We start from the raw sequence: 13,488 nt of genomic DNA on the forward strand, positions 1-13,488 counted from the left end.
CCTCTATTTTGGCAAAAAATGAGAGAAAATGCAAGGGAGAAGGGTAAAAGAACAGACAAAAAGAACTCCGACAAGATAACGGAGTTCTTTGATATCATTTTCCTTTGTTTAAGAAAAGTCAGCCTTGCTTTTGACATCACTGTATTCTTCAGCGATTTCTTGGCTGAGAATGTCTTCATAAGCAGGGAGTTGAATGTCCTGACCATATTTCTTCTTGAGGGCAGTAGTGACTAGGCGATAAGCTAGATTGGCATTACGAGAGAGGATAGGCCCGTGGAAGTAGGAACCAAAGACATTCTTATAATGAACCCCTTCGCCGACTTTTTCTTCGTTATTTCCATTTCCATAGACAACCTGTCCCAGTGGTTTTTGATCATCTGAGAGGAAGGTACGGCCCTGATGATTCTCAAATCCATAGTAGGTTTCATTGAAATCTTCATTATGAATCTTGATGTCCCCGATAAAACGGTTATTGGTCTGGTTGAGCGTGTAGTGGCCCATGACCCCTAGTCCTTCGATACGTCTCCCTGAAGCTTCAATATAATATTGACCCAATAGTTGGAAACCACCGCAGATAGCGAGTACCACACCGTCGTTTTGGATGTAGTTGTCAATGCTCTCTTTTTTAGCAGGTAGGTCGTCTGCAATGATACTCTGTTCAAAGTCTTGGCCACCACCGAAAAAGGCGATGTCGTAGTGATTTTCGTCAAAGTCATCATGGAGAGAAACGATATCAACCGTCACATGGGCCCCTAGTTTTTCAGCCACGTACTTGAGCATAAGGATGTTTCCATTGTCCCCGTAGGTATTCATGAGGTTTCCGTAGAGGTGGGCAATGTTGAGCTGATAAGGGTAATTGCCATCTTTTGAGGAAAGTGAAGTATAAACCATTAGTTCATCTCCTTTCTAACAATCTGACGATTAGCCAGCAGTTCACGGAATTCCAGCATAGCAGTATAGGTAGCCAGGATATAGGCATGCTTGCAGTCTTGGTTTTCAATTGTCTTAAGAACTTGTTCCAGATTGCTTGTTTCAGTGATTTTATCAGCTGGATAGCCTGTTACCCGTAGACGACGCGCGATTTCAGAATGACGAACACCGCCAGCGTTGATTTCGGGAATGTCCATGTCAGTGATTTGTTCAAAATCAGCATCCCAGATCCAGCTGGTGTCAATGCCGTCTGCATAGTTAGCGTTAAGGAGGACAGATAGGCTAAATGGATAAGGAGCCAGTTTAATCATTTCGATAGCTTGAGTTGCACCGACTGGATTTTTAATCAAGACGAGGATACATTCCTTGTCACCGATATGGAAGGTTTCTTGGCGTCCAAAGACTGCACGGCTCTTGTCAAATCCCTGCTTGATGAGTTGTGGATTTGCACCAAGGAAACGGGCGATAGCAACTGCAGCTAGGGCGTTGTAGATATTGTAGAGACCACCGATTTGAATACCGTATTCTTGTCCGTCAATGACAAAGCGAGAGCGATTGTTGGTCAACTCAACTAGTTCTGTCAAGCAATAGTTGAGATCAGGACGTTTGCAGCCACAATTTTCACAGATATAGGCCCCCAAGTTGGCATAGGTATTGTGCTCATATTTGAGGATGCCTTGGCAGTCAGGACAGAGAATTCCTTCTGTATTGTAGTGAGCTTCTCGAGCGGGTCCTTTTTCTAAGTCAAAACCAAAATACTGTACAGGATTTGGAATAGCTGGCTTGTAGAAAAGTGGACTGTCTCCATTAAGGAGAACAGTAGCCGTAGGCACCTTACGAATGGCATCCAAAATCATCTTGTAAGTTGTGTAAATTTCACCATAGCGGTCCATCTGGTCACGGAAGATATTCGTGATGACAAAAAGGCTTGGCTGGATATAGTCACAGATACGAGATAGACTGGCTTCGTCGATTTCTAGGACGGCAATATTTTTCCCAGTTTTAGAAGATTTGGCTGTTAAGAAGGTTGTCGCAATTCCTGTAATCATGTTGGCACCGCTTGGGTTGGTCAGAACTTGACCATAAACCTCTTTTAAAATGCCGACAGTGAGAGCAGTTGTCAAGGTTTTTCCGTTGGTTCCAGTGACCACGACAATCTCGTAGTTCTTAGCAAGGTTTTGTAAAATATCTTTATCAAATTGGAGGGCGAGTTTTCCTGGGAGCGTACTTCCACGGCCAAGACGGCTCAAGATGAAGTGAGAAGAACGCCCAGCTAGGAGGCCCAAAGTAGTTTTTAATTTCATGTTTCTATTATATCATACTGCCGCCCGGCAGTCCAATAACTAAAGTAAACTCTAAGATCAACTAAAGAAGTAACCTTAGAGGTGCTTTTTAGGTTCTGATTAAACCAATCAAATATAATATCTTTGAATTTGATAACTTTGGCAACTTTAAGAAATAAATCTTTCTTGCTCTGAACATAAGAAAGGAGAGGACATCGATTACCTTCTACAGGCTTTAAAATTTCATTAATCCATTATAGTTGACAAAGATACCTAACTTTTGGGATTTAGATTATTTTTTGGAAAGTCTCTTTTATAATAAATTACGAATTTTTTCTTTTATAAATGCGTTAAGAGGATAGTGTTTATCAAGATATTCTAGGAGTGCCTGAGCAGATTCAGAAATTCGTTCGTAACCTTGCAAAAAGTAGGGTAATTGTTTGGCTTCATTTGGATAACCTTTTTCAAATCGTCTGTTGCTGTTAAAAATATCTATAAAATTAGATTTAGAAGTTTTTTCCAAATTGATTAGTTCAGTCCAGAGCTTGACAGATCTGTTTTGGATGAAATCATAAGCAGCCAATTTTTCCCCTCGTTGATAGCGACCTAGTCCTATATATAGGTTGCATAAAATTTCTCCCAACAGCCATTCACGATCTCTATTTTCTTTTGATGGCAATCTTTGTGGCTGGCAGATTGTTCCATCAAAACCGACCTCCTTCCAGATAATTTTGCCTTCAGCGAAGGGAATGTTTACTAGTTCGTGAGCTTCAAAGATAGCAAATTCACAAAAAACATCATCTTCAAATAGAACTTTATGTCCGTCCACTGTATTTTGGTAGTGAAATGCAATTGGTTCTAGATTACTTAACCAGGTTAGGTCCTGGATATAGGCCTGCTTGTAGCCATCTTTTACAATAACAAAGAAATCCAAATCGGAGTACTGATCCAATCGTTCTCTTTCTGCTCCGCAAGAACCAAGTGCCAGCAAAGCTAGTGCTTGTCTAGAATCTTTTAGAGACTGACCAATATCATCTAGTCTTTGTAATAGTAATTCTGTTTTATTCATATCGTTACCTCATTATTTCTTGTTTACAGACATTATATAGTTAATATTTTCGAAAGTCAATTTCATCCCATACCAAATATATACTAATGTAATATGGGATTTCTTTCGATATTTTTTACAATGATAAAGTTTAAACATTTTGCAGAGTATTGCTCATATTATCAAGAACGAAGAAATTTGAAGTATCCTTTGATTGGTTAGAAAGTGATTCTTATCTTTAAGAAGATTAAATAATTTGGAAAATATTTAAGAAGAAAAAATATATCGACTTAACCATCAATTTGCAAACGGTAAAATCTTCTCACAAACGATGAAAATACACATACGACCCGTGCAAAGAGTGGATAATTTACTAATTAGGCATGAAACAATCATTGCAAAATATACTTTTTAAATTACCCATAAAACGATGAGCTGAAGCGAGTTATTCAAAGGCATATGTATTGCTGATATTTGAAAGAGTGACCTGAAACTCAATATATAATTAGGACTGCTAAATAAAGTTTGGCTATTATATCACAAAAGAGGGAAAAGACAGATTTGAGGTTCCACAGAAGTAAAAACAGCCCAAAGAGGGCTGTTAGATACGATTAAATCTCAACTTAAATTGCAAACAAGTCATTCAAGTTCTCAGCCAAGGTTGGGTGAGTGAAGATTTGTTTTGTGAAGTAAGTGTAAGGAATCTTGTTGTCCATAGCAACAGTGATGATGTTGATGATTTCTTGAGAACCTTCTGAGAAGATGCTTGCTCCAAGAATTTCTTTTGTTTCAGTATTAACCACAGCTTTGAAAGCTCCACGAAGGTCTCCATTTACGTGACCACGAGGCATTGCTGCAACAGGGATTTCCTTCACTGCGTATGGAAGTTTCAAATCAGCTGCTTGGCTTTCAGTCAAACCAACTTGTGAAAGTGCAGGTGTGATGAACATAGTATTTGGTACATTGAGACGGTCTTCAAGTGTGTAGCTGCCATCTCCAGCAAGGTAGCTGTAAACAACACGGAAGTCATCAAGTGAAATGTAAGTAAATTGAAGGCCACCGTTGACATCTCCAACTGCAAAAACACCAGGAACGTTTGTTTGACAATGTTTGTCTACTTTAATAGCACCACGTTCAGTTAGTTCAATATCTGTATTTTCAAGTTGAAGTGGTTCTACATTTGGTTTGCGTCCAGTTGCGTAAAGAAGGGCATCGAAACGGTAAGTTTCATTTTCAGTTACGACAAGGACTTGGTCACCGTCGTTTTTGATTTCAGTAGTACGGATATTTTGAAGCAATTCAATACCGTCTTCTTCCATGTATTGTTTAGCAAGAGCTGCGATGGAAGGTTCTGCACGAGGAAGGAAAGTATCCAAGGCATCTAGGACTGTGACCTTGCTTCCAAGTTTGTTGTAAAGACCAGCGAATTCAAGACCGATATTTCCACCACCAAGGACTCCAAGGTTTTCAGGCAATTTGTCCAAGTTTTGGATACCTGTTGAGTCAAAGACGTTTTTACTTGTAGCGAGTCCAGGGATTGGCAAGACGTTTGAAACAGCACCAGTATTGATGACGATTGTTTCCGCAGTCAGTTCTTTCTTTTCATCACCAGCTTGGATTTCGATGACTTTATTTGAAAGGAAGTGAGCTTCCGCATCAAAGATATCTACGCCTGTACCAGCAACAGTAGCATAGTTTTTACCGTTGAGGCGACTAGTGATAGTGTTTTTGGTAGCAATCACTTCTTCAAAAGACAAGTCTTTCTCAGCAGCAACCAGCAAAGTCTTAGTTGGGATACAACCAATGTTGATACAAGTTCCACCGTACATAGCTTTGCTACGTTCAACGAGGGCAACTTTTTTACCAGCTGAAGCCAATTTACCTGCTAGTGTTTTACCAGCTTTACCAAATCCGATAACGATTAAATCATAAGTTAACATTTAGAGTTCCTCCTATTCGAATTTCATTCTAGCACAAGAAAAAAACTTTTGCACAATTCTGCTACGCTTTAAAAAAGTTTATGAAATAGTGGAAAGTTTAACTTTATTTTCTCAGAAAAATCGTTTACATGACTTTATCGATGGATTAGGCTATCTTTTGCTTCTCTCTTGTGTTATACTAGATAGGTTGCAAAGAAAACAGTACTTTTCTTTTGTGGAAAAGAAGCAACACGATTTTATATCCAGTATATGAAAATACGTCATAAAAAGAAAAGTATAAACTAAGCCCTATAGGGTGGCTTCGCACCACCTTTAGAAAGAAGAATATCGTGAAATTTAATGAATTAAACTTGTCTGCTGATTTGCTAGCAGAGATTGAAAAAGCTGGTTTTGTAGAAGCCAGTCCGATCCAAGAACAAACCATTCCCTTGGCCCTTGAAGGCAAGGACGTTATCGGTCAAGCTCAGACTGGTACAGGAAAAACTGCAGCCTTTGGTTTGCCTACCCTTGAAAAAATCCGTACAGAAGAAGCGACCATCCAAGCTTTGGTTATCGCTCCAACACGTGAACTTGCTGTCCAAAGTCAAGAAGAACTCTTCCGATTTGGTCGTAGTAAGGGAGTCAAAGTCCGCTCAGTATATGGCGGATCAAGCATTGAAAAACAAATTAAGGCTCTTAAATCTGGTGCCCATATCGTGGTGGGAACTCCAGGTCGTCTCTTGGACTTGATTAAACGCAAGGCCTTGAAATTACAAGATATTGAAACTCTTATCCTTGACGAAGCGGATGAAATGCTCAACATGGGCTTCCTTGAAGATATCGAAGCTATCATTTCTCGTGTCCCTGAAAACCGTCAAACCTTACTTTTCTCAGCAACTATGCCAGATGCCATCAAACGTATCGGTGTTCAGTTTATGAAAGAACCTGAGCATGTGAAGATTGCGGCTAAGGAATTGACCACAGAATTGGTTGACCAATACTACATCCGAGTTAAAGAACAAGAAAAATTTGACACCATGACTCGTCTTATGGATGTGGAACAACCAGAACTTGCTATCGTATTTGGTCGTACAAAACGTCGTGTAGATGAATTGACTCGTGGTCTTAAAATCCGTGGCTTCCGTGCGGAAGGAATTCATGGAGACCTAGACCAAAACAAACGTCTTCGTGTCCTTCGTGACTTTAAAAATGGCAATCTTGATGTTTTGGTTGCGACAGACGTTGCAGCGCGTGGCTTGGATATTTCAGGTGTGACCCATGTCTATAACTACGATATTCCACAAGATCCTGAAAGTTATGTTCACCGTATTGGTCGTACAGGTCGTGCTGGTAAGTCAGGTCAGTCTATTACTTTCGTATCACCAAATGAAATGGGCTACCTCCAAATCATTGAAAACTTGACTAAGAAACGAATGAAAGGTCTCAAACCTGCAAGTGCAGAAGAAGCCTTCCAAGCTAAAAAACAGGTAGCTCTTAAGAAAATCGAGCGTGATTTTGCAGATGAGACTATCCGTGCCAACTTTGAGAAATTTGGTAAGGATGCTCGTAAGCTAGCTGCCGAATTTACTCCAGAAGAATTGGCAATGTATATTTTGAGTCTCACTGTTCAAGATCCTGATAGTCTTCCTGAGGTAGAGATTGCGCGTGAAAAACCACTACCGTTTAAACCATCAGGTAATGGCTTCGGTGGTAAAGCTAAGGGAGGTCGTCGTGGAGATGACCGTCGTGATAATCGCCGAGGAGACAACCGTCGTGGTGGTCGTCGTGATGATTTCAAAAAAGGAAGTCGTGGCAATGATCGTTTTGATAAGGAAAAACGTTACCGTAAGGATAATAAAAAACCACGCAATACTTCAAGCGAAAAGCAAACAGGCTTTGTTATTCGTAACAAGGGCGATAAATAAGAAAAAGCGGTTCAAAATGAATCGCTTTTTTATATAAGGAGACCGAATGGAAAAGAAAGATAAATAAAATAGATATATTATTTTCTTATGATATTATAATACACAAAAATAGGGAGCTTGTCAATAGAAAAGAAGCAATTTAATTAAAAATATTCTTGTTTTTTCAAATTGCAATTAAATAAGCAATTTTCAGATAATAATTGAAAATTCAAGCTGTTTATGTTATAATGATAGCGATTAAATTCGAGGTGAAAAATGGCACATTTATTAGAAAAAACTAGAAAAATTACTTCTATCCTGAAGCGCTCAGATGAGCAGTTGCAGGAAGAACTTCCCTACAATGCGATTACCCGTCAATTGGCAGATATTATTGACTGTAACGCCTGTATCGTTAATAGCAAGGGACGTCTCCTTGGCTATTTTATGCGTTACAAAACCAATACAGATCGTGTAGAGCAATTCTTCCAAACTAAAATTTTCCCGGATGACTACATTCAAGGTGCGAACATGATTTACGATACAGAAGCCAATCTGACAGTTGATCATGATTTAAGTATTTTTCCTGTGGAAAGTCGTGCCGACTTTCCAGATGGTTTGACGACTATAGCACCGATTCATGTATCAGGGATTCGACTTGGTTCTTTGATTATTTGGCGCAATGATAAAAAATTCGAAGACGAGGACTTGATTCTTGTTGAGATTGCGAGTACCGTTGTTGGGATTCAACTCCTTAATTTCCAGCGTGAAGAAGATGAGAAAAATATCCGTCGCCGTACTGCTGTTACCATGGCGGTTAACACCCTTTCTTATTCAGAACTCCGTGCTGTTTCAGCAATTTTAGGGGAATTAAATGGAAATGAAGGCCAGTTAACTGCGTCTGTGATTGCAGACCGTATCGGAATCACCCGCTCTGTGATTGTCAATGCTCTTCGTAAACTTGAATCTGCAGGGATTATTGAAAGTCGCTCACTTGGAATGAAGGGAACCTATCTTAAGGTCTTGATTTCAGATATTTTTGAAGAAGTGAAGAAAAGAGATTACTAATGACTAAGGCTTTGATTTCGATTGATTATACAGAAGATTTTGTTGCTGATAGTGGAAAATTGACAGCAGGTGCTCCAGCTCAGGCGATTTCGGATGCCATCAGCAAGGTAACTCGGTTAGCTTTTGAACGCGGAGATTACATCTTTTTTACCATCGATGCTCATGAAGAAAACGATTGTTTCCATCCAGAAAGCAAGCTATTTCCTCCTCACAATTTGATTGGGACTAGTGGACGGAATTTATACGGAGATTTGGCGACCTTTTATCAAGAGCATGGTTCAGACAGTCGTGTCTTTTGGATGGATAAACGCCATTACTCTGCTTTTTCAGGGACTGACCTGGATATCCGTTTGAGAGAGCGTCGCGTTTCTACAGTTATCTTAACAGGGGTCTTGACGGATATCTGTGTCCTGCATACAGCTATAGATGCCTATAATCTAGGATATGATATCGAGATTGTTAAACCAGCTGTTGCTTCCATCTGGCCTGAAAATCATCAATTTGCCCTAGGTCATTTCAAAAATACACTTGGAGCTAAGTTAGTAGATGAAAATCTAAATGAAATTTCAGAGTAATTTAGTAGATGAAATGAAAAAAATTGAAAAAAAGTGTTGACAAGCATCCTAAAAGTTGATATACTAGTAAAGTAATCGACGCGGGGATGGCGGAATTGGCAGACGCGCAGGACTAAGGATCCTGTGACCGCTTTAGGTCGTGAGGGTTCAAGTCCCTCTCTCCGCATAGGATAAGAGTTAGCTTAGGCTAGCTCTTTTGTTTGGCTCTTTGTCAACTTTAGTGGGTTGAGAAAACCTAAGATCTAGAAAGGACGAAATTCGTCCTTTTTTTGATATTGCCGAAACACTACATATTGAGGTTGATGTAAACTGGTATATAGTTCTCAATTTTTATTTCACGATTGTTTCGATTGCTTTAATTTTTATGATATAATGTAATAAATTATAAAATTTAAGGACTGGTTTCATTATGTTTAAAAAAGAGCAAAAAGAAAAATTTTCTTTTCGTAAGTATAAGAACGGACGTACTGATTCTAAATTAATTGGTGCGACTGTTTTAGCTGTAGGGATTGGTTTGTCTGTTGGAGCAAATGCTGTTCAGGCTGACGTTGTATCTAGCAATAACAGCTCAGCAACTTTGGTTAGTGACACAGCGAAGGTTTCGTCTGCATCATCAGCTACATTTAGAGATGATGAGAACCCCTCTAATGTCGTAAAAGTAGATGCAATATTAGATAAAGATGTTGCTGAACCAACAAAAGCAAATAAAAGCGTTGGAGAGTCTGATGGTGCAGACGTATTAAACTTAAAAGCAGAAGCTACTGTAAATTACAAGTTAGATTCTGATGGATCTGTTTTGAAATCAGAAAAGGTTCAGCTTGGTTCTGGGACTGTAACGACTCCTTATGATAAAAAAGGACTTGCTTACGATACGGACGGTAAGAACTATCGTGAATCTGTTGTAGAAAAAACAGGTAGTTCTTTATCAGATGCAACAGGCAAAGAAAAACAAATTAAAGCAAACGGTAAAACTTATGAATATGTTCGTTCAGAGCTAGAAGGAACTAATAGCTTTAATTATGATAAGACTAAGTTCAATAATATTGAAGCTGCTGTATCTCCAGAGGGATTGCAAAATAAAGCTGGGGAAGTTGATTACACTAAGCTGACTGGTAAGGTTTATATTGTTGAAGAAACTGCAGATGGCCAATACGGTAAATATGTGGTTGCTGACAGTGTTGCAAACCAGGACGTAGCTGTAGCAACATGGAAGAATGGTTTGTCTACTGCAAAAGATTTTACAAAAGAAAATGTAACTCTTAAAAGTGGCGATTCAATTCTTGTTCTTGATAAAGATACTTACGCAGTAGGGTCAAATGCTAAAAAACACATTAAAAAGATTGAAATTAATAGAATTGAAACAGAACCGATTCCTCCCGCTACAGGATATGCGACCGTAAAAGGTGAACGTTTGTTATCTGATGGAACTATCATCAATTATGCGATTGGAACAGTTTCATCTGATGGAATAATTTCATCTGGAACTAAATTTAAAGATTCTTCAAGTGATTATGAGTTAGGAACTGGAGACGATACTGAAGAATTGCTTGAAGATGGCGCTTTTTTGAAATTTGACACAAACGATAAAATTAAAATTAAAACGATCCCTCTTCGTAATGTAAATAAGATTAGTCAGACTTTTAATGTTCATCCTGTTGATAGTGAAACACATTTAGCTCCTGAAAAATCAACCTTATCTGACCATTTAAGAGATATTAATTCGCTTTATTTAGACATTGCAAATATGTTTGAGAAATCTACTTTTGGAAGTAATGATTATCGAAGAAATTTAAGAAAAGAGGCTGGCAAGGTAAGTACTTATATCGAAGAAACTGCTAATTTTGTAAGGAATAATGGTATTAAATTTGGCTTAGTAAATAAGGAACTAGTCTTTTATCATCAAGATAAAAGCAAGTTAGACGAATTAAGAGATAAGATTAAAAACACTAGAAATGTTTTGAACGGTTTGTCTTCAAAATTAGAAGGTTCCATTCATGATAAAACTTTAGATCCCGAAGCTAATGTAAGTTATGAAGGGGAGTTAACTTATGATTCTAGCAACCCTTTACTACTTACAGGTAATTTAAATTTTAGTTATCAAAGATATTTTGGGGGATCTGCTGGTGAAAAAGTCACTGAGACTATAGTTTATGATGATGACATTGAAGTTGATAATTACTGGACAAATGGAAAAGTAACTATTTCCAAAGATAAAAAATCTATCGTGTTAAGTGATTCTTCTACAAAAGAAGCAAACGCTGAAAGAACTGAAACAACTTCTTCAATCACCTACACTCCTAAAGAAGTTCTTTCAGTAGTTCGAGCTTATAAGGTTGTTGCTGAAGGAACAGCTACAGTTAACCATTATTATGTTGAAACTCCGGAATTTACAGGTGGAGTTGTTCCACTTGCCCCTCCTGTAGTAGAAATTCCTGAATTTAACGGTGGCGTGAACCCAATTAAACCGCCAGTTTTAGAGGTTCCTGAGTTGGATATCCCAGTTATTCCAATGGAAGAGATGTCTGATCCAAGACCGGTTGAAAAACCAAAACCTAAGCCAAAACCGAAAGAAGACGTCACTATTATTCCTGCCGACTTCTCTAAAGTGGAAGAATCAAGAGTGAAGGAAGAGTTGAAGCCAGTTGCTGAAACTCCTCGCTTAGAACCAAAACAAGAAGTAGTAGCACCTCAAGAGGAAAAAGCTATGCTACCAAATACAGGAACTAAAGATAGCTCTTCATTAACTTGGTTAGGGTTGATTGGATTGTCTGCTGTATTGGGAATTTCTAAACTTAAGAAAACTAGGCTTTAAAAAGTAAAAGACATTTACCATTCTCTTTAGGATGTAAGTGTCTTTTTGGCTCTTTGTCAACTTTAGTGGGTTGAGAAAAGCTAAGATCTAGAAAGGACGAATTTCGTCCTTTCTTTTTTGATATTCAGAGCGATGAAAATCTTTTTTTGAAGTTTTTAAAGTTCCGAAAATCAAATGCATTCAGTTTGATAAGTTTGATGAGATTATCAGTCGCTTTCAATTTTGCGTTGGAATAAGGTAACTGAAGAGCGTTGACAATTTTCTCTTTATCCTTGAGGAAAGTTTTAAATCCAGTCTGAAAAAGAGGATGAACCTGCTTTAGATTGTCCTCAATGAGTCCGAAAATTTGTCAGGCTCTTTATTCTGAAAGTGAAAAAGCAGGCTCCATAATATCCATAGGGGATTTACCCACTACAAATATTATAGAGCCTTTGTTTTTCTAAAGAAGACTAGAGGAGGCGTTTTGGATATCGGAAGGTATTGACATCAAGAACTATCATTTATAGAATAGTGTCGCTTTTTGATTGGTGAAATGTGTTCTAATATGAGGAAAATTAGCAGTTGTTAGCTTTCTTTATTTTTTCAAAAAATAAATCAAAAAGTTTTTTTGTATTTCATAAACATTTCATATTTGGATTTTATAATAGTCTTACAAATATGGAGGTGACAAATGAATCCGATCCAAAGAGCTTGGGCTTATGTCAGCAGAAAACGACTGAGAAGTTTTATTTTATTTCTGATTTTATTGGTCCTATTGGCTGGAATTTCAGCCTGTTTGACTCTGATGAAGTCCAACAAAACAGTTGAAACCAATCTTTACAAATCACTCAATACCTCTTTTTCTATTAAGAAGATAGAAAATGGTCAGACATTCAAGTTGTCAGACCTAGCATCTGTAAGCAAGATTAAGGGACTGGAAAATGTTTCTCCTGAACTCGAGACGGTCGCAAAACTAAAAGACAAGGAAGCAGTGAGTGGCGAGCAGAGCGTGGAGCGTGATGATTTGTCAGTGGCGGACAAGAACTTGGTTAGCTTAACGGCTCTTGAGGATTCATCCAAGGATGTGACCTTTACCAGTTCGGCTTTCAATTTAAAAGAAGGGCGACACCTTCAAAAAGGGGATTCCAAGAAAATCATCATCCACGAAGAGTTGGCTAAGAAGAATAGTCTTTCCCTTCATGACAAGATTGCCTTAGAAGCTGGTCAGTCAGAGGCTGGTAAAGGACAAACTGTCGAGTTTGAAATCGTCGGCATCTTTTCTGGTAAAAAGCAAGAGAAATTCACAGGCTTGTCTTCTGACTTCAGTGAAAACCAAGTCTTTACAGACTATGAAAGTAGCCAAAGTCTTTTAGGAAATGGTGAATCTCTAGTCAGTGCAGCTCGCTTCTATGTAGAAAATCCTAAAGAAATGGACGAACTCATGAAGCAGGTGGAAAACTTGTCTTTGGAAAATCAAGGCTATCAAGTCGAAAAGGAAAACAAGGCTTTTGAACAAATCAAAGACTCAGTTGCTACTTTCCAAACCTTTCTGACCATCTTCCTTTATGGGATGTTGATAGCTGGAGCTGGAGCCTTGATTTTGGTCTTGTCTCTCTGGTTGAGAGAAAGGATCTACGAAGTGGGAATTTTACTGGCACTTGGAAAAGGAAAGAGCTCGATCTTCCTACAATTCTGTTTAGAGGTAGTTTTGGTATCTATTGGTGCTTTGCTTCCAGCATTTGCTGCAGGCAACGCAATCACAACTTACCTACTCCAAACCCTACTAGCAAGTGGAGATCAGGCAGTCTTACAAGACACGCTAGCCAAAGCAAGCAGTCTATCAACCAACATCCTATCTTTTGCAGAATCCTATGTTTTTCTAGTTCTGCTTAGTTGCTTATCTGTAGCTCTTTGTTTCCTATTCTTATTTAGAAAATCACCGAAAGAAATTTTATCATCTATTAGTTAAGAAG

9 protein-coding genes, 1 tRNA gene and 1 pseudogene are annotated in these 13,488 nt (G+C 38.4%); 6 read left to right on the forward strand and 5 right to left on the reverse strand.

Annotated elements, in window-relative coordinates; all coding sequences use genetic code 11:
- Positions 1 to 108 precede the first annotated feature (108 nt).
- The 4 genes from gatD to TZ91_RS01825 all read right to left on the reverse strand — a co-directional run bounded on the left by gatD (position 109) and on the right by TZ91_RS01825 (position 5,201).
- Positions 109 to 891, reverse strand: a complete 783-nt coding sequence (gatD, locus tag TZ91_RS01810; protein WP_033686811.1) for a lipid II isoglutaminyl synthase subunit GatD — start codon at positions 889 to 891, stop codon at positions 109 to 111.
- Positions 891 to 2,234, reverse strand: coding sequence for a lipid II isoglutaminyl synthase subunit MurT (gene murT / locus TZ91_RS01815; RefSeq protein ID WP_033686810.1), 1,344 nt, complete (start codon positions 2,232 to 2,234; stop codon positions 891 to 893). Before murT ends, gatD begins: the two co-directional genes overlap by 1 nt.
- Before the next feature lie 292 nt (positions 2,235 to 2,526).
- Complete coding sequence (locus tag TZ91_RS01820) at positions 2,527 to 3,282, reverse strand: hypothetical protein (RefSeq protein ID WP_033686809.1); 756 nt, start codon at positions 3,280 to 3,282, stop codon at positions 2,527 to 2,529.
- 602 nt (positions 3,283 to 3,884) lie between these two features.
- On the reverse strand, positions 3,885 to 5,201 hold the full coding sequence (locus tag TZ91_RS01825; protein ID WP_004255717.1) for an FAD-containing oxidoreductase: 1,317 nt from the start codon (positions 5,199 to 5,201) through the stop codon (positions 3,885 to 3,887).
- A gap of 329 nt (positions 5,202 to 5,530) precedes the next feature.
- Between TZ91_RS01825 and cshA the strand changes: the two genes are divergently transcribed.
- The 5 genes from cshA to TZ91_RS01850 all read left to right on the forward strand — a co-directional run bounded on the left by cshA (position 5,531) and on the right by TZ91_RS01850 (position 11,536).
- Positions 5,531 to 7,105 (forward strand): degradosome RNA helicase CshA, encoded by a 1,575-nt coding sequence (gene cshA / locus TZ91_RS01830; RefSeq protein ID WP_023940285.1) that lies wholly within the window; start codon positions 5,531 to 5,533, stop codon positions 7,103 to 7,105.
- Positions 7,106 to 7,360: 255 nt separating this feature from the next.
- Positions 7,361 to 8,149 carry a GTP-sensing pleiotropic transcriptional regulator CodY gene (gene codY, locus TZ91_RS01835; protein ID WP_000940721.1) on the forward strand — a complete coding sequence of 263 codons (789 nt, stop codon included), beginning with the start codon at positions 7,361 to 7,363 and terminating at the stop codon, positions 8,147 to 8,149.
- A complete protein-coding gene (locus TZ91_RS01840) occupies positions 8,149 to 8,724 on the forward strand; it encodes a cysteine hydrolase family protein (RefSeq protein ID WP_033686808.1) in 576 nt (191 codons plus the stop codon). Before codY ends, TZ91_RS01840 begins: the two co-directional genes overlap by 1 nt.
- 80 nt (positions 8,725 to 8,804) lie before the next feature.
- A tRNA-Leu gene (locus tag TZ91_RS01845) sits at positions 8,805 to 8,890 on the forward strand.
- A 243-nt stretch (positions 8,891 to 9,133) separates the two neighbouring features.
- Positions 9,134 to 11,536 (forward strand): SIALI-17 repeat-containing surface protein, encoded by a 2,403-nt coding sequence (locus tag TZ91_RS01850; RefSeq protein WP_045597002.1) that lies wholly within the window; start codon positions 9,134 to 9,136, stop codon positions 11,534 to 11,536.
- 80 nt (positions 11,537 to 11,616) lie between these two features.
- On the opposite strand, the pseudogene TZ91_RS01855 reads toward TZ91_RS01850, so the two are convergent.
- A pseudogene (locus TZ91_RS01855) lies at positions 11,617 to 11,917 on the reverse strand (transposase); the annotation flags it as partial.
- 289 nt (positions 11,918 to 12,206) lie between these two features.
- On the opposite strand from TZ91_RS01855, the gene TZ91_RS01860 reads away from it, so the two are divergent.
- Positions 12,207 to 13,484 carry an ABC transporter permease gene (locus TZ91_RS01860; RefSeq protein WP_033686805.1) on the forward strand — a complete coding sequence of 426 codons (1,278 nt, stop codon included), beginning with the start codon at positions 12,207 to 12,209 and terminating at the stop codon, positions 13,482 to 13,484.
- The last annotated feature ends 4 nt before the right edge of the window (positions 13,485 to 13,488 follow it).

The organism is Streptococcus mitis, assembly GCF_000960025.1.
GTDB lineage: Bacteria > Bacillota > Bacilli > Lactobacillales > Streptococcaceae > Streptococcus > Streptococcus mitis_DH.